The 16,713-nt window shown below is 68.8% G+C and carries 11 protein-coding genes; 7 read left to right on the top strand and 4 right to left on the bottom strand.

Annotated features, from left to right (window positions below; translation table 11 throughout):
• The first annotated feature begins 61 nt into the window (after window positions 1-61).
• The 3 genes from DFO65_RS16345 to DFO65_RS16335 all read left to right on the top strand — a co-directional run bounded on the left by DFO65_RS16345 (window position 62) and on the right by DFO65_RS16335 (window position 3,113).
• A complete protein-coding gene (locus DFO65_RS16345) occupies window positions 62-688 on the top strand; it encodes an L-threonylcarbamoyladenylate synthase (RefSeq protein ID WP_113905517.1) in 627 nt (208 codons plus the stop codon).
• Between the two features lie 304 nt (window positions 689-992).
• Window positions 993-1,736 (top strand): SDR family oxidoreductase, encoded by a 744-nt coding sequence (locus DFO65_RS16340; protein WP_113905516.1) that lies wholly within the window; start codon window positions 993-995, stop codon window positions 1,734-1,736.
• Between the two features lie 177 nt (window positions 1,737-1,913).
• Window positions 1,914-3,113 (top strand): acetyl-CoA C-acyltransferase, encoded by a 1,200-nt coding sequence (locus tag DFO65_RS16335; RefSeq protein WP_113905515.1) that lies wholly within the window; start codon window positions 1,914-1,916, stop codon window positions 3,111-3,113.
• Window positions 3,114-3,203: 90 nt separating this feature from the next.
• Here DFO65_RS16335 and DFO65_RS16330 read toward each other — a convergent pair whose 3' ends face one another.
• Complete coding sequence (locus tag DFO65_RS16330) at window positions 3,204-5,225, bottom strand: HNH endonuclease (RefSeq protein ID WP_113905514.1); 2,022 nt, start codon at window positions 5,223-5,225, stop codon at window positions 3,204-3,206.
• Between the two features lie 321 nt (window positions 5,226-5,546).
• Here DFO65_RS16330 and DFO65_RS16325 point away from each other — a divergent pair, with 321 nt between their 5' ends.
• From DFO65_RS16325 to DFO65_RS16315, 3 genes are all read left to right on the top strand, one after another.
• A complete protein-coding gene (locus DFO65_RS16325; protein ID WP_113905513.1) occupies window positions 5,547-5,786 on the top strand; it encodes a hypothetical protein in 240 nt (79 codons plus the stop codon).
• A gap of 544 nt (window positions 5,787-6,330) precedes the next feature.
• Window positions 6,331-7,647: an MATE family efflux transporter gene (locus DFO65_RS16320; protein WP_113905512.1), complete on the top strand. Its 1,317-nt coding sequence runs from the start codon at window positions 6,331-6,333 to the stop codon at window positions 7,645-7,647.
• Window positions 7,644-8,327 (top strand): GNAT family N-acetyltransferase, encoded by a 684-nt coding sequence (locus DFO65_RS16315; RefSeq protein ID WP_113905511.1) that lies wholly within the window; start codon window positions 7,644-7,646, stop codon window positions 8,325-8,327. Before DFO65_RS16320 ends, DFO65_RS16315 begins: the two co-directional genes overlap by 4 nt.
• Before the next feature lie 40 nt (window positions 8,328-8,367).
• Here DFO65_RS16315 and DFO65_RS16310 read toward each other — a convergent pair whose 3' ends face one another.
• Window positions 8,368-9,804 carry a M1 family metallopeptidase gene (locus DFO65_RS16310; RefSeq protein ID WP_245940838.1) on the bottom strand — a complete coding sequence of 479 codons (1,437 nt, stop codon included), beginning with the start codon at window positions 9,802-9,804 and terminating at the stop codon, window positions 8,368-8,370.
• Window positions 9,764-13,693, bottom strand: a complete 3,930-nt coding sequence (locus DFO65_RS16305) for a Pls/PosA family non-ribosomal peptide synthetase (RefSeq protein ID WP_113905510.1) — start codon at window positions 13,691-13,693, stop codon at window positions 9,764-9,766. Before DFO65_RS16305 ends, DFO65_RS16310 begins: the two co-directional genes overlap by 41 nt.
• Window positions 13,694-13,982: 289 nt before the next feature.
• Here DFO65_RS16305 and DFO65_RS16300 point away from each other — a divergent pair, with 289 nt between their 5' ends.
• On the top strand, window positions 13,983-15,197 hold the full coding sequence (locus tag DFO65_RS16300) for a metal-dependent hydrolase family protein (RefSeq protein ID WP_113905509.1): 1,215 nt from the start codon (window positions 13,983-13,985) through the stop codon (window positions 15,195-15,197).
• A gap of 185 nt (window positions 15,198-15,382) precedes the next feature.
• On the opposite strand, the gene DFO65_RS16295 is transcribed toward DFO65_RS16300, so the two are convergent.
• On the bottom strand, window positions 15,383-16,567 hold the full coding sequence (locus DFO65_RS16295; RefSeq protein WP_113905508.1) for a M20 metallopeptidase family protein: 1,185 nt from the start codon (window positions 16,565-16,567) through the stop codon (window positions 15,383-15,385).
• Window positions 16,568-16,713 lie beyond the last annotated feature (146 nt).

The following is a 16,713-nucleotide window of genomic DNA, read 5'->3' as shown; positions in this document are numbered from 1 at the left end:
CGGTCGCAGAGTTCATCCGGCAACCCCTCGCCACCGCCGCCGAGAGTCGTTAGCATGAAGTATGGCGACTCTACTGAACATCCATCCCGAGAACCCACAGAACCGATTGATCGAACAGGCCGCGCAGACGTTGAGGGATGGGGGACTGATCGCCTATCCCACCGATTCGTGCTACGCACTGGGCTGCGCGCTGGGGAACAAGGCGGGGATCGAAAGGATCGCCCGGATCCGACAGCTGGACTCCAAGCACCACTACACGTTGATGTGCCACGACTTCGCTCAGCTGGGGCAGTTCGTCAACGTCGGCAACTCCGACTTCCGCACCATCAAATCGATGACGCCCGGACCGTACACATTCATCATGAAGGCGACGAAAGAGGTTCCGCGGCGGATGATGCACCCGAAGAAGCACTCCGTGGGAGCGAGGATCCCGCAGAACGCGACCGCCCTGGCCCTCGTCGAGGCGATGGGCGAACCGATCCTGTCCTCGACGCTGCTGCTGCCCGGCGATGAGGATCCGCTCAACCTCGCCGAGGATGTCATCGCCCGTCTCGGAAACGACGTCGACGTCGTCATCGATTCCGGCGTGCCGGGACTCGTTCCCACCTCGGTCATCGACTTCACCGGCAGCGAGCCCGAGGTGGCGCGCGTCGGCGCCGGCGACGTCTCGCGCTTCGGCGAGGGCTGAGCGCGGCTGATCCGGCCACAGGGCAGCCACCTCGGCGAGGGCTGAGCGCGACGGACCAGCCCACGGGGCACCCACCTCGACGAGGGCTGGACGGGAAACCTCCCGTGACCAGCGCAGCCGCTCTGGATGAGCCAGGGGGCACTCAGCCGTCGAGCAATGAACAGGGCCCGGAACGACGATCGGGAACGACCGTCGATCCGGGCCCTTCGTGTCGGCAGATTTCTGAACAATCAATCGTTCAGTGGTGAATCTGGTCTACTCTTGTGGGAGTGGAAAGAGACCGAGATCACGAAGGACGGGGAGAATGACACGTACGGCGATCATCACCGGTGGAGGACGCGGCATCGGCGCCGCCATTGCGAAGCGACTGAGCTCGGACGGCATGAAGGTGGCCGTCCTCGATATGGGGCCGACCGAGGCGACCGTCGCGGAGATCGCCTCGGCGGGTGGAGAGGCGATCGGTCTCGAGGCCGACGTCTCCGATGAGTCGTCGGTGCAGTCGGCCGTCGAAGCGGTTGCGGAGAAGCTCGGCCCTCCGACCGTTCTCATCAACAATGCGGGCATCCTGCGCGACAACCTGCTGTTCAAGATGAGCTACGAGGAGTTCCAGAAGGTTCTCTCCGTGCACGTGGGCGGTTCGTTCCTCATGGCCAGGGCGGTGCAGTCCTACATGGTCGAGGAGAAGTACGGCCGCATCGTCTCGATGTCGTCGACCTCGGCGCTGGGCAATCGCGGACAGACGAACTACGCCGCGGCCAAGGCCGGGATCCAGGGCATGACGAAGACCTGGGCGATCGAGCTCGGCAAGTTCGGCATCACGGCGAATGCGATCGCGCCCGGGCTCATCGAGACCGACATGACGAAGGCCACCGCCGACCGGGTCGGTGTCGACTACAAGGACTTCATCGACGCTGCGGTCAGACAGATCCCCGTCGCCCGGACCGGTCGCCCCGAGGACATCGCACACACCGCCTCCTTCCTCGCATCCGAGGGAGCGGGATTCGTCTCCGGCCAGGTCATCTACGTTGCCGGTGGTCCGAGAGGCTGAGAATCCAGGTCCCGAGGCTGCGAGTCCGATCGTTCGGGTCGGGCCTGGGGACCGCGAGGCATCGCCCGGCTGAGGCATCGCCCAGCCGAGCCGAAGCCCGACCGAGGCGAAGCCCAGCCGAGCCGAAGCCCGACCGAGGCGATCGCGGCCCCGTTGTTCGAACATTGAGAGGAAACCATGCGAGAAGCAGTCATCGTGTCCACCGCCAGGACACCCATCGGCAAGGCGTATCGAGGCGCCTTCAATGACACTCAGGCTCAGGAGCTGGCCGGCCACGCGATCACTCATGCGGTCTCCCGCGCCGGTGTCGACGGCGGTGAGGTCGACGACGTGATCCTCGGCGCGGCGCTGCAGCAGGGCAGCCAGTCGACGAACATCGGTCGGCAGGGCGCTCTGCGGGCGGGTCTGCCCGTGACGGTTCCCGGGATGTCGATCGATCGCCAGTGCTCCTCGGGGCTGATGGCGATCGCGACCGCAGCGAAGCAGATCGTGCTCGATGGCCAGGAGATCGTCGTCGGCGGTGGCGTCGAATCCGTCTCGCTCGTCCAGAACGACAAGATGAATACATACCGAGCCAAGGACCCGTGGCTGGTCGAGAACGTGCCCGGCATCTACTACCCGATGCTCGCGACCGCGGAGGTGGTCGCGGAGCGCTACGGTGTGAGCCGAGAGGCGCAGGACGAGTACGCGCTGTCCTCGCAGCAGCGAACCGCCGCCGCGCAGGAAGCGGGCCGCTTCGACGATGAGATCGTCCCGCTGCCGGCGACGAAGATCGTCGTCGACAAGGAGACGAAGGAGACTTCTAAGCAGGAGGTCACGCTGACCAAGGACGAAGGCAATCGGCCATCGACGACCCTGGAGAGCCTGGCCGGGCTCAATCCGGTGCTCGAGCCCGGTGTCGCATCGACGGTGCCGAGCATCACCGCGGGCAATGCCTCCCAGCTGTCGGACGGGGCCTCGGCCTCCGTGCTCATGTCGAGCGATGAGGCGAACCGCCGAGGTCTCGAACCCCTGGGCATCTACCGAGGACTGGCGGTGGCCGGTTGCGCTCCAGATGAGATGGGCATCGGTCCGGTCTTCGCGATACCCAAGCTGCTCAAGATCCATGGTCTGAGCATCGACGACATCGGTCTGTGGGAGCTCAACGAGGCTTTCGCCGTGCAGGCTCTGTACTGTCGCGACCGGCTCGGCATCGACCCGGACCGGTACAACGTCAACGGCGGCGGCATCTCCATCGGACATCCCTACGGAATGACCGGTGCCCGATTGGTGGGTCATGCCCTCATCGAAGGCCGTCGCCGAGGCGTGAGGTACGTCGTGGTCACGATGTGCATCGGAGGTGGACAGGGAGCAGCGGGACTGTTCGAAGTCTGCTGAGTGCCCCTCGGATTCGAAGGGCTGGGACTGGGGCGAGCTCGAGGTCTGTTGGCTGTCACCGAGGATTGGTGGCCCGGTCGGGCACCGCGATCAGAACGGCGGCGGCTCACCGGAGTCCCAGAACCATTCCTTGATCGATCCTTGAGAGGGATCGGAGAAGGGGTTGACGTATTCAGCCCATCCGGGTGAACCATCTTCGGCCGACGGCTGCGGGCAGGCACGGGACCGTCGTCGCTCTCCTGGACGAGGGGCGCCCTGGACACAGTCCGCCCCTGGAGTGTCGTTCTCGGGTGGTCGCAGGGCGGTCTCCTCGTCTGCGTCCGCTGTTCCGCGCGAGCATCTCGCGGTCCTATCGGTGTCGAAGCGGCTGAGGAGCATCCGGACCTGCTCGACATTGATCGGGTTGTCCGGTGGGCAGACTTCGGCGGTGATCCCGTCGGCGAACATGTACTCGAGACGACCGGGCGAGGTCATTCGGACCGAGAACCTCCTGTCGGTCTTCGCCTGGTGATGGAGCTTGCACAGGCTGTGCAGGTTGCCGAATCGGGTGTGACCGCCGGCGGCCGGACTGTCATGGTCGAAGGGCTGGATGTGGTCGATCTCTGATGTCTCGGCTCGCCGGGTGCATCCGGGAACGGTGCAGGTCATCCATTGCGCCTTCAGAGTGCGACGAACGCTTTCGGGAATGGCATAGGTGGTGGCCTTCGCATCGAGCGGAGTGCCAGTGGCGGGATCGGTGAGGATCCTCGTCCATGTTCTCGAGTTGCCTGCGAGCCTTCGTGCCATTTCCACTGGCAGCGGCGAACCGTCAGGCAGCATTCCTGCCAGGTCGCAGACGTCCGCGTCCGGAGGCACGTCACGATCCGGATCGCCGTCGAGAAGCGTGAGGCAGGGTACGGTGATGACCGTGGAAGCCTGATGTGAGAGCCAGTACTCGTCGGTCGGCAGCTCGAGCAGCACCTGATACGTGCAGGTGCGGGGGCCTTCGGCCTCTGCGAGCTCGTCGCGCTCACCGCCATCCATGGGCAGTTCGTCGACATCGGTGTCCGCAGTGCGAACTGAGCCGGCCCTGCTTTCCGGGTTCGTCGGACGGGGACGGCTCGCCGCCTCGCCTCCGGGAGCGCCGTCGATGACGGCTGCGCCTGGACCGACCTCGTCGAGGACGGCGACCGCGCTGCCCTCATCATCGGCGACATCGGCTCGGGTGCCGTCCTCGTCAGTAACGTCGGCCACTGCGCCCCCATCGGCCTCGGCTGTGGTGACCGCTGCGCCACTATCGGCGTCGACTGTGGCGGCCACTGCGCCACCATCGGCATCGACTGTGGCGGCCACTGTGCTACCATCGACCTCGGCTGTGGCGGCCGCTGCGCCATCATCGACGGAGGCGGCGTCGGCACCATCCGCTCCGAATGTGCGATGGATGTAATCGGCGAGGCGCTCGAGGTTCGGGCAGGGGGCACCGTCGGGACGGGAAACAAGGTCGTAGATCGGGAAATCGGCACTCGTGGTCTGGCCCGAGGTCGTGTCGTGACTCGTGATCCTCAGCTTGAGCTGCGGCCTGGTGCGAGTCGCGATGTCGAACATCAGCGCGCCGATCCCGCGGTCGTCGTCGAATTCATCTCCTGGTTTCAGTTGGTCGCCGAACGAGCCGGTGCTGCCGGAGTACACGGCACGAGCGAATGCCTCGATGCGACGGTAGTACGCGTGCAGCTCGGGAGCAGGTCCGGTCAGGGTGAGATAGGCGGTGCCGTCGTCGCCCGTGCTGATGTCGACTCGACGACGTGCCGACACCTTCTCGAGTGTGTCCATGGCCGGCTCGAGGGCAGCGATCTTGAGGGCGAGTGAGCGTGCGAATGTCTCGACCGTGATGTCGGCGCGGCGATCGAACAGATAGTCATCGAGAACGGGCAGATTGACGAAGGAGACGTCGCGGCATCGGCGGGTGACCACCGCGACATGCTCCATGGTGAAGTCACCGTCGCGGCACCGCTGGAGGAACTTCGGCAGCCCCTGAACCAAGGTCATCGCCGAGGTGATGTGCTTGTAAGTGGCCGGAATCGTTGCTCCGAGAAGCGCGGCGTACTCGCAGATGTCGTCGGCCTCGGCATTCATGTGGACCCAACTGCTGAACGTGCTGTCCGAGCGGAAGTCGGGAAACAGGGGGAGAGGGGTAGGAGGTCCCTGCCTCACGGCTTTCCGAGCGAGGATCCTCTGCTCACAACGGAGGAGCCGTTGATCGCGAGGGAGGATCCGCCGCTTGCGCCCGGCCTTGCTCCTCGTCCCTTTCCTGACACCGCTCCTCTTCGCATCTCGGCTGCACTTCCTCGCCGTCGCCCGAGACGCACCGTCCGATTCCGCCGGTTCATCGACCTTGCCGCCTGACTCTTCGCTGACGGCAGTCGGGTCCGAGTAGGTGCTGGACTGGTCCTGTCGGTGGCGTCGAACGGTCTCCGCCAACGACTCGAACTCATAGCGTTCGTCAGAAGCGGGGCTCACGAGGCCGCGGAAGCGGACTACATCCTGAATGAACACTTCACAGGTGCCGATGAGGGCAGCGAGCTGGGCCTGGTCGCTGACGGAGTAGAGCGAGCGCAGTTCGCGGAATGGAGAGTCCTCATCAATGGTGAGACGGCGGCCACGAGAGCGGAGCTGCTCGGCAGGAGAACCGGGTGAGAGGGGCTCGGCGGAGGAGTCTGACGACCGCGGATTCTCGTCAGGGGAGCTGGAAGGACGAAGGTCTGCGGAGGAGTCGGGGCTGTGAGCTCCGGCAGCAGATTCGGGGGTGAGAGACCCATCGAGTGCGTCGGTTGAGCGAGGCCCAGCAGGGGAGCTGGGCAAGCGACCGCAATTACTCGCCGGCGAAGCTTCATCGCCGCTGTTCGCGGAGTGCTTCACATCGATCGCCTCCTCCCACTGCTGTGTGGTGTAGTGATTCAATTATACGAGCAAAGGATCGAAAAAATAGTAACAGTTCGATTACTATAAGTACTGAAGTAGATCTCGACGTATATTTACAGTTCTGATCGGTTTTGTCGTCGAACATCGTCGATCTGGAATCTCATAGACAGATCGTCTCATTAGCCACTGACACAACTTTTTCTCCACAGTCGCAGCATTTTCGTTCCACTTGAATCCTCGATTACGGTGCCCCGGTCCCTGCCCGCCCCGGTCCCCGCCGTGCCTCCCGGCTCACCTGGGGTTCGTTAGACTCGAGAACGTGGCAGCGATCGACAAGGACATCCTCCGTTTGGCTCTTCCCGCTCTCGGGGCACTGATCGCCGAACCCATCTTCCTGCTCACGGACACGGCCATGGTCGGTCACCTCGGCGCCGATGCGCTCGGAGCGCTCGCGATCGCCTCGACGATCCTCCAGACGGTCCTGGGGCTCATGGTCTTCCTCGCCTACGCGACGACGCCGCGGGTCGCCAAGCGCATGGGCGCGGGCGACCGGCCGGGAGCGATCACGGCGGGATTCGACGGGATCTGGCTCGCGCTGTGCACGTCGGTCGTGCTGCTCGCCGTCGGCCTGCCCCTCCTCGGCACTGCGATCGCCGCCTTCGATCCCGGAGTCGGAATCACCGCGGGAGCGCATGCCTATCTGGCGATCTCGTGGTGGGGACTGCCATTCATGCTCGTCGTCATCGCCTCCACGGGGCTGCTGCGCGGGCTCCAGGACACCCGGACCCCGTTGGCCGTCGCGGCCGCCGGCTGTGTGGCCAACATCGGCCTCAACGCTCTCTTCATCTACGGACTGGACATGGGCGTGGCCGGCTCCGCCCTTGGGACCGTCATCGCCCAGGCCGGCATGTGCTCCGTCTACGTCGTCATCTCGATCAGGGCCGCGAAGAGGCACTCCGCCAGCCTCAGACCGCACTGGGCAGGGGTCTTCACCTCGGCGAGAACATCGGGGTGGCTTCTGCTCCGCAACGCCTCGCTGCGGGCCTCGCTCATCATCCTCGTCTTCATGGCCACGGCTCTGGGCACAACGGAACTTGCCGCCATTCAGGTGGCGCAGAGCATCTTCTTCTCCCTCGCGCTCGCCCTCGACTCACTCGCGATCGCGGGTCAGGCGATGATCGGCCTGCAGCTGGGGGCACGCGACACCGAGGCGGTGGCCGCCATCAACCGCCGACTGTGCCTGTGGGCCGTGATCTTCGGAGTCGTCGTCGGCCTCATCCTGCTGGCGGGAATGGGAGTCATTCCCCGGGCATTCTCCTCCGATCCGGCCGTCGTCGCGACACTCGCGAGCCTCCTGCCGGTGCTCGCGGCGAGCATGCCGATCGCGGGCTTCGTCTTCGTCCTCGACGGGGTGCTCATGGGCGCGGAGGACGCACGGTACCTGGCTCTGGCACAATTGGTAGCCGTTGCCGGTTACGCGATGCTGCTCTTCCCCATCGTCACGTACTGGCCCGGAGCACTGGGGCTGTGGGCCGCATTCTGCATCGGGTTCATCGGACTCCGAGCCCTGACACTGGGCTGGCGAGTGCGCAACCGCAACTGGATCCACCGTGCAGTCGAGAAGGGAATCTCATGAACGAAGACAAGACGATCGCTCCCGCCGAGGTGGGTGCCGCTGCCGCTGACACAGCAGTCCCGGCAGCAGCGACGACCACCGCGGAGCCGACCGCCGCCTCCGCCGAGGCGAGCGACCGGGGCGCGAACTCATGGATCCTGCCGCTGTCGCCCGCCTCGGCGAGGAAGGCGATCCCTCCGTTCCTCGACCTCTGCTTCAACTGGTCGATGGACAGGCCGCGAGTCGAACTCGACGAGCTCCTCACTCGCGACGACGCGAAGTTCTACATCGAGGACTGGGGCAGGCCCGGCGACATCGCGGTCGCCGCATGGGACGGGGCACCCACCGACACGAGCTTCGCATCGGCCATGTCCGGACCGCAGGCCGACGACGACAGCCGCGAGCGGGACATCATCGGCCTGGCATGGATGCGCCTGGGCACCGAGGAATCGACCGGCTTCGGGTGGGTCGCCGCCGACATCCCCGAACTCGCGCTGGCCGTCCTCCCGGACTACCAGTCGCAGGGCATCGGCACGAAGCTCCTCGAGGCCGCCTGCTCGCTGGCGAGGATGAGCGGGTACCAGGCCATCAGCGTCGCCGTGGAGGACGGCAACGGAGCGGCCGCGCTCTATCACAAGCGCGGGTTCGCTCCGGTCGGTCGCATCGGCGACTCGGACATCCTCGTCCGCCAGCTCGGCTGAGTCCGGCCCCGGGACCGCGAGCCGTTCGCGAGTCGTTCCCTCACGCGGTCCGCGGGGCGCCGGCCAGCCGGGGGAGCGCGGCCTCGCAGAGCCAGGGACGGATCGCCTCGGCGATGTCCTTCCCGGAGACCCGCGAGACGCACTCGACGAAGTCGGCGGTGTCGACGGACCCATGGCGGTGGCGGGCCGTCCAGTCGCGCAGGGCCGTGAAGAACGTCTCCTCACCGAGGCGCAGGCGCAGGTCGTGCAGACACAGGGCACCGCGCTTGTAGACGCGATCGTCGAACATGTCCGGCCCGCCGGGGTTGCCGATGACGAGGTCCTGTGGCAGACCCGCCAGCGTCCGCCACCACCCGCGAGCGCGCTCGTCGGCGCTCTCGCGCCCGCTCGCCTCCGACCACAGCCATTCGGCGTAGCAGGCGAATCCCTCGTTGAGCCAGATATCGGACCAGCGCCGAGGCGTCAGCGAGTTCCCGAACCACTGATGGGCCATCTCGTGGGCGATCAGGCGCTCGGCCTCCCAGTCCTCGCCGAGGTGGTTGGGCCCGAGCACCGACAACGGCTGGGACTCGAGCGGGATCTCGAGCTCCTCGTCGGTGACGACGACGTCGTAGCGATCGAACGGATAGGGTCCGAAGTGGGAGGCGAACTCGGTCATCATCGCGTGCTGCACGCGCAGCCGCGACGCGGCCCGGTCCCGGTGCTCACCGGCGTACAGTCCCAGGGGCACGAACGCGGGGGCGGCGTCCGCCTCGGCGGCGATCTCACTGCGCCGATAGCGGCCGATCTGGACCGTCGCCAGGTAGGTGGCCAGGGGGACAGTCGACTCCCAGGTCCAGGCGGTGCGGCCGGCCTTGCGGACCTTGTCGGTGAGGCGGCCGTTGGACACGACGGTGTACTCGGACTCGGTGAGGACCCGGATGCGGTAGGTCGACTTGTTCGAGGGATGGTCGTTGCACGGGAACCACGTCGAGGCGCCGACGGGCTGACCGGCCACGAGGACACCGTCCTCGAGCTCCTCCCATCCGATGTCGCCCCAAGTGCCGATCGTCGGCGCCGGGTTGCCCACGTAGGCGATGTCGATGCGCACCGGCTGGTCCGCCTCCAGCGACCCCGTCGTCAGGCGCAGCTTCTGCCCCCGGTGGGAGAAGCGCACCTTGCTCCCGTTGACCGAGGCCTTCGTCACCCGCAACCCCGTGAGGTCGAGGGCGAGGGACGCGGCCCGGCGCAGCATCCGTCCGCTCAGGCGGGCGCGGGCGGAGAGCCGGTTGGGACCGATCCGGTAGTCGAGGTCGAGGTCGTAGTGATCGATGTGCACATCCGGTGTCCCGACCCCCGGGGTGCAGGGGTCGGGCAGGCTCGGCGCGCGGGAGCCCACGGCGGCATCGCCGCCCTCCGGCGCGCTGGTGCCGCGCGGCACGGCAGGAACGCCGGGATCAGACACGGTCGGGGCTCGCGACGGGAAGTTCCGGGGCATCCACCCAGGGTATGACAGGATTGCCGCTGAAATACGCATGCGCAGGCACGAATTCTCCCCGCATGACCAGCGACGTCGCGCCGACGGTCGCGTTCGTCCCGAGCGTCGCGGCAGGCAGCACGACGCTGTTCGGGCCGAGGGTGGCGCCGGCCTCGAGGTCGACCGTGTCGAGGCTCATCACCCGGTCGTGGAACAGGTGGGTCTGGACGACGCACCCGCGGTTGATCGTCGAGTTGTCGCCGAGGGTGACGAGGTCGGCCTCGGGCAGCCAGTAGCTCTCACACCACACCCCGTGCCCGATCCGTGCGCCCATCGCCCGCAGGTACCAGACGATGGCCGGTGTGCCCACCGCATTGCGGGTGAACCACGGCGCGGCGACGAGTTCGACGAAGCAGTCGGCGACCTCGTTGCGCCAGATGAACGAGGACCACAGCGGGTGCTCGCCGGCATCGATGCGACCGACGAAGACCCACTTCGCGGCGACCGCGATCCCGGCGGCGACGGCCCCCGCGGCCATCATCACGACTCCGGAGGTGAGCAGCGCGAGACCGACGGAGGCGAGGAACGTGTCCGCGATGCCGCCCGCGCCGGTCTCACCGGGCAGCCCGAGGAGGAACTGGATCGTGAGGATGACCGCGGCGATGAGCGCCCCTCCGACCATCACCGAGGTGATGCGCAGCGTCTCCCACATGCCGCGGGCGGCCTTGAGGCGCAGACCGGGAGCGTAGGTGAGCGACTCGTCGGCCGCGACGGCCGACCGGCGCAGCTGGACCGGGGGAGAGCCGAGCCAGGACGAGCCCTTCTTCGCCTTCGCCGGGGCGGCCGAGAGCACCGCGACGAGCGCGTTCTTCGGCACTCGGCGCCCGGGGGAGGTGATGCCCGAATTGCCGAGGAACGCCCTCTTGCCGACCTTCGCCCGACCGGCGCGCATCCATCCGTGGCCGAGCTCGTAGCTGGCGACCATGGTGTCGTCGGCGAGGAAGGCCCCGGCCGCGATCGTCGTCATCGTGGGGACGAACACGAGCGTCGAGATCTCCGTGCCCGGTCCGACCTTCGCCCCGAGCAGCCGCAGCCACCACGGGGTGAGCATCGAGGCGTAGAGCGGGAAGAGCAGATCGCGGGCGAGGTCGAGGAGTCGCTCGGTGGCCCACACCCGGTAGCCGCGGGCCGAGCGGACGGGGAACTCTCCCTCGACCATCCCGATCGCCAGGATCCGCACGGAGACGAGGATGAGCAGCGCCGTGGTCACGAACCACAGGCACGCGACGACCGGGGACCAGGCGAGGACCTGCGCCGGGGACTCGAGCACCTCGACGCCGGAGACGGCGATCATCAGCGCGAGCCCGGGCACCGCGGCGAGGTACGGCAGCGCAGCGTTGACCTGGGAGCCGAGCGCGTAGAGGAGGAAGGGCAGCCGTCGCCTCGGCGGAGGAGCCGGCCAGCTCTTCTTCGCCTTCCCGACCCGCACGGCGGGCGAACCGGAGTGGATCTGGTTCCTCCGCACCTTCCCGGTCACCGCCGATCCCGCCTCGACGAGGGCGCCGGCGCCGATGCTCGCCCCCGGCATCAGGGTCGACCGGGCGCCGACGGTCGCGTGCTCGCCGACCTCGATCGTTCCGATGCGCAGCAGGTCGCCGTCGACCCACCAGCCCTTGAGGTCGACCTCGGGTTCGATCGCGGCGCCCTCTGCCAGGGTGAGGAAGCCCGTGACCGGGGGAACGGAATGGAGGTCCGCGCCGGGGCCGATCCGATTGCCCAGCAGCTTCGCGTACCAGCTCACCCAGGGTGCGCTCGCCACCGACACGGCCGCGGCGAGGTCGGCGATGTGCTCGGCGAGCCACAGCCGCTTGTGGACCCATCCCGAGCGCGGGTAGACGCCGGGGGCGACGCCGAGCATGAGGACGCGGGCGGCGACGGCGGAGATGAGCATCCGTCCCCAGGGGGTGACGAAGACGAGGAAGAGCGTGACGACGACGGGCCAGGGGGTGAGGGGAAGATCCGCGCCGAGGAGGCCGCCGAGGTTCGCGAGCACCATCGCGATGACGACCCATCGGACCCCGCCGAGGATGTGGACGGGTATGCCGAGCAGGGTCTGGAACGCCTGCATGCCCTTCGAGGTGCGTCCGATCGATCGGCGCGGCCCCGCGGCCGCCGCCGCTCCCTCCCCGCCGAGGCACAGCGTGGCCAGCGCCGCGAAGCGCGGGTGGGACCAGATGTCGCCCACCGTGACGCTGGGGTGGCGGGAGCGCAGCCGCGAGACGAGCTGGGCGGCGGCCAGTGAACCGCCGCCGGCGGTGAAGAAATCGGTGTCCCGGGACGGCCTGGCGCCGAGGACCGCCGCCCACTGCTCGGCGATCCACGCCGTGTCGGGGTCGAGGTCGTCGTCCGCGGCCTCCGCCTCTCCGGCGCCGATCGGCCAGGGCAGCGCCGCCCGGTCGACCTTGCCCGAGGTCTTCGTCGGCAGCTCGTCGACGACGGTCAGCCGCGGCACGAGGGCGGCCGGCAGCTTCTCGCGCAGCACGTCCTCCCACTCGGAGAGGCGATCCACCGCCGCAGCGTCGCGGGAGGCGACGTAGCCGATGAGGACGTCGGTGCCGGCCGGCGTCCTCTTCACGGCCGCCGCGGCCCCCTCGGCGCCGGGCAGGGCCTGGAGTGCGGCGTCGATCTCGCCGAGCTCGATGCGCCGTCCGCCGAGCTTGATCTGCTCGTCCGCGCGTCCGACGAAGATCAGCCCGGCCGAGTCGTTGACGACGAGGTCGCCGGAGCGGTACGCCCGGTCCCAGCCGAGGCTGGGCAGCGGGGCGTACTTCTCGGCGTCCTTGACCGGGTCGAGGTACCGGGCGAGCCCGACGCCCGCGATGATGAGCTCCCCGGTCTCGCCCTCGGCGACCGGTTGGCCCGCGGAGTCGACGACAGCCAGGGCCCAGCCGTCGAGGGGCAGGCCGATCCGCACCGGCTCCGAACCGTCGAGCCGGGCCGCGCACGCGACGACCGTCGCCTCGGTGGGGCCATAGGTGTTCCAGACCTCCCGGCCTTCGTCGCTGAGCCGCCGCCCGAGCTCCGGAGGGCAGGCCTCGCCGCCGAAGATGAGCAGGCGCACCGCGTCGAGGCTCTCGGCCGGCCACAGGGCGGCCAGGGTCGGCACGGTCGAGACGACGGTGATGCCGCGCGAGGACAGCCACGGCCCGAGGTCCATCCCGGACTTGACGAGGGCCCGCGGGGCGGGGACGAGGCACGCGCCGTGGCGCCAGGCGAGCCACATCTCCTCACAGCTCGCGTCGAAGGCCACGGACAGCCCGGCGAGCACTCGGTCGCCGGGACCCAACGGCTCGTCCCGGCAGAACAGCGCCGCCTCGGCGTCGACGAACGCGGCCGCCGAGCGGTGGGTGACCGCGACCCCCTTGGGGGTGCCCGTCGAGCCGGAGGTGAAGATCACCCAGCAGTCGTCGTCGGGCGTCGGGGGCCGCAGCTCGGAGCGGTCGAGGGGACCGCGTTCGGTGCGTGACTCGATGGTCCGTCCCGCGGTGATGACCCCGGTCACCGCCGCCTCGGCGAAGACCGTGTGCGCCCGCTCCGGCGGGTCGTCGACGTCGACGGGGACGTAGGCGGCGCCGAGCATGAGGACGGCGAGGATCGCGACGTAGAGGTCGACGGAGCCGGACGGGACGCGCACACCCACCTTGTCGCCGGGGCCGATCCCGGCGGCGGCCAGGTCGAGGGCGAGGTCGCGGATCTCGCCGATGAGCTCGCGGTAGCTGAGCACCGCGGACCCGTCGTCGATCGCCGGCTGGTCGGGGTGGGCGGCGGCGGTCTCGAGGAGGACGTCGATGAGCGTGCGGTCGGCGCGGGGTCGCGCGGCGGCGGGGAACTGCGGCAGGTGTGCGGTCACGGGACTTCCGGGTCGACAGGTGCACTGCCCTGCAGGACCTGCTGAGCAGAAGGGTGGTGTCGACGAGAATGATACTGGCCCGAGGTGTCGGGCACGTGAACGACGGTCCCGGCGACCGTGTGTCGTCCGCACCCGCGGCGGGGGCCGGCCGGGGCCGTCCGCGCGGTCCCGGTGAGGATCGGGCAGCCGTCGCCTCCGCGGTTAGGACCGGCCCGATCTGCTGTGGTAGTCCTGGGAGTGGGACGTCGGTCACAGGGGCCGATCCCGATCAGCGCCGAGGAGGATGCCCATGGTCACAGTGCTCACGAATGCCAAGGTCTTCGATGGGACCCGGTTCCTGCCGGGCCGTCGCGACGTCGTCGTCGACGGTGAGGTCGTCACGGCGATCGTCGAGGCGGGCCAGGGCTCGCACAATGCCGCCGACACCTTCGTCGACTGCGACGGGAAGACGGTCGTGCCCGGCTTCATCGACTGCCACGTGCACCTGACGAGCACGGGGGCTGCCGCCACCTCGGCGTTCCACGATCCCTTCTCCCTGCAGTTCTACAGCTCCGTCAAGCACATGGAGGAGACCCTGCGGGCCGGAGTGACGACGGTGCGGGACGCCGGGGGCACCGACCTCGGGGCGAAGGTCGCCGTCGACACGGGAGTCGTCCGCGGTCCGCGTCTGACGATCGCGGTCAACATCATGTCCCAGACGGGCGGGCACGGGGACTTCCATCTCGTCTCCGGCAGCGAGGCCCCGATGCTCGCCGCGCACCCCGGCCGCCCCTCGGGCGTCGCCGACGGGCTCGAGGGCGTCCAGCGCAAGGTGCGCGAGCTCCTGCGCGCCGGCGCCGATCACATCAAGATCTGCTCCACCGGGGGAGTGCTCTCGCCCCGCGACGACCCCCGCCACCCCCAGTACACCGAGGCGGAGATCGCGGTCATCGTCGCCGAGGCGGCGGCCCAGGGAGCCCACGTCATGTCCCACGCGCAGGGCGCGGCCGGGATCAAGAACGCCGTCCGTGCGGGAGTCCGCTCGATCGAGCACGGCATCTACCTCGACGAGGAGTCCATCGACCTCATGCTCGAGCACGGCACCTTCCTCGTGCCGACCCTCCAGGCCCCGCAGGCTGTGATCAAGGCCGCCGAGGCGGGTCTGCCGCTGCCCCCGGCCGTCGTCGCGAAGGCGCACGCGGTCACCGAGCACCACCTCGTGGCGGTGACGAGGGCGCACGAGGCCGGGGTGCGGATCGCCATGGGAACCGACGCCGGTGTCGGCCCGCACGGGGAGAACCTCGAGGAGATCAGCCTGCTCGCCGACACCGGGATGTCGACCGCCGAGGCGCTCGCGTCGGGGACCTCGGTCGCCGCCGACCTCCTCGGCCTCGACAACGTCGGACGGGTGGCCGAAGGCGCGCTCGCCGACCTCGTCGTCATCTCCGGGGATCTGAGCACCGAGGACGTGCGCGGCATCGAGGACCGGGTCGAGTCCGTGTATCTCGGCGGCACGCTCGTCTGAACCGGCGCCCGACCGCTGCCCCGCGACGGGGCCTTCCCGGTCCGGCGGCGACGGGACCTTCCTGGTCCGGCGGCGACGACGGGATCGCGGTCGATCCGGTCCGCTCCTGGGCGCGGACATCGGACCGGATCGACCTCGATCGGGTTGGTCCGATCAGCCGGCGAGGCGGCTGAGGATCGGTCCGCTCAGCCGGCGAGGCGGGTCAGCGCCAGGTGGGCCAGCGCCGCCGCCTCGTCGGCGAGCACCGCGTCGTCGAAGAGGACGTGCGGGGAGTGGTTCCACGCGGCGGTCGCGGGGTCGAGGCCGTCGGGGGAGCAGTGGAGGAAGAAGAAGGTCCCCGGGACCTCCTCGAGGACGAAGGAGAAGTCCTCCGAACCCATGAGCGGCTGATCGACGATCTCGATCCGCTCCTCACCGAAGAGCCCCCGCAGCTCGGCGGCGACCCAGTCGGTCTGCTCGGGGGTGTTGACGGTCACGGGGTACTGGACCTCGAAGTCCACCTCGGCGGTGCAGCCGTGGGCCGAGGCGATGCCCGCGGCCAGTCTGGTCGTCTCCGTGCGCATCGTCTCGACCGACTCGGGTGAGAGCGTGCGCACGGTGGCGCCGAGGGACGCCTGCGCCGGGATGACGTTGATCGCCTCGCCGGCCTGCAGCTGCGTCACCGACAGCACGACCGGATCGAAGACGGAGAACCGGCGCGTCACCATCGTCTGCAGCTCGGAGGCGATCGCCAGCAGGGCCGGAACCGGGTCGACGGCGGTCTGCGGCTGCGAACCGTGCCCGCCCTTGCCGGTGACGGTGATCTCGAGGGTGTTCGACCCCGCGAGCGCCGGGCCGGACTTGATGCTGAACGTTCCGCGCGGTCCGGGGGCGACGTGGATGCCGTAGGCGGCGATCGGGCGCTGCCCGGCGACGTCGAGGAGGCCTTCGTCGAGCATCACCTTCGCACCCTTGTACCCCTCCTCTCCCGGCTGGAACATGAAGACCACGGAGCCGTGGATCTCGTCGGCCCGGGCGGCGAGGAGCTTGGCCGCGCCGACGAGACCCGCGGTGTGGAGGTCGTGGCCGCAGGCGTGCATGTTCCCGTTGGTCCCGGCGTAGTCGAGTCCGGTCTCCTCGGCGACGGGCAGACCGTCCATGTCCCCGCGCAGCAGCACGACCGGCCCCGGGTGGCCTCCTCTGAGGACGGCGGTCACCGAGGTGGTCGCCTGCCCCAGGGTGATCTCCAGGGGAAGACCGTCGAGGGCGTCGAGGACCTTCCTCTGCGTCAGGGGCAGGTCGAGGCCGATCTCGGGCTCGCGGTGGAGGTCGCGGCGCAGCGCGGTGAGCTCCGGGAGGAGGGCGGCGGCTTCGGTGCGCAGTCGGGTCATGGTCTGCTCCTTCACTGGCAGGGTCGCTGACGGGATCGTCAAGCGGGTCTCTCGGGTGTGGTCGTTCCGCGCGTCGACCGCAGGCGATCACGGTCGAGGCGCAGATCACAACCGAGTCTATCGACGGGGAGACCAGTGGGACCCGA

The organism is Brevibacterium sanguinis (assembly GCF_003315415.1).
GTDB classification, from domain to species: domain Bacteria; phylum Actinomycetota; class Actinomycetes; order Actinomycetales; family Brevibacteriaceae; genus Brevibacterium; species Brevibacterium celere_A.
The sequence above is the reverse complement of the archived record's forward strand: the minus strand, read 5'-3'. Positions and strand labels throughout refer to the sequence as shown.